2 tRNA genes are annotated in these 475 nt (G+C 46.3%); both read left to right on the forward strand.

The window, feature by feature from the left end:
- Nucleotides 1–154 precede the first annotated feature (154 nt).
- Nucleotides 155–229, forward strand: a tRNA-Gly gene (locus H0248_RS14735).
- A 6-nt stretch (nucleotides 230–235) separates the two neighbouring features.
- Nucleotides 236–311 (forward strand) — tRNA-Thr (locus H0248_RS14740).
- The last annotated feature ends 164 nt before the right edge of the window (nucleotides 312–475 follow it).

The following is a 475-nucleotide window of genomic DNA, read 5'->3' on the forward strand; positions in this document are numbered from 1 at the left end:
GTTCGAATCCTTCCCCCACCACCAAATTCAATCCTGGTAACAGGATATTCGATACGGTAGTAAGACTGAGCCGGATCGACGAAGGCGGGGTCTATAAAATCTTATTCCTCAACTTCAAAATCTACAGAAAAATTAGGTAGCCGAGTTCCAGGATGCGGGCATCGTATAATGGCTATTACCTCAGCCTTCCAAGCTGATGATGTGGGTTCGATTCCCACTGCCCGCTCCAAGATGTGCTGATATAGCTCAGTTGGTAGAGCGCACCCTTGGTAAGGGTGAGGTCGGCAGTTCGAATCTGCCTATCAGCACCACTTCCTTTTCCTCCTCCTGATTTTCTTTCTGTTAATAAATTCAGCAAGCTATCGCTTGGTTGATGTGGTGATACCACCGATTTATCCGTGTCTTAGAGGGACAATCGATGTCTAAAGAAAAATTTGAACGTACAAAACCGCACGTTAACGTCGGTACTATCGGC

It is taken from the genome of Pectobacterium brasiliense (assembly GCF_013449685.1).
Lineage (GTDB): Bacteria > Pseudomonadota > Gammaproteobacteria > Enterobacterales > Enterobacteriaceae > Pectobacterium > Pectobacterium brasiliense_A.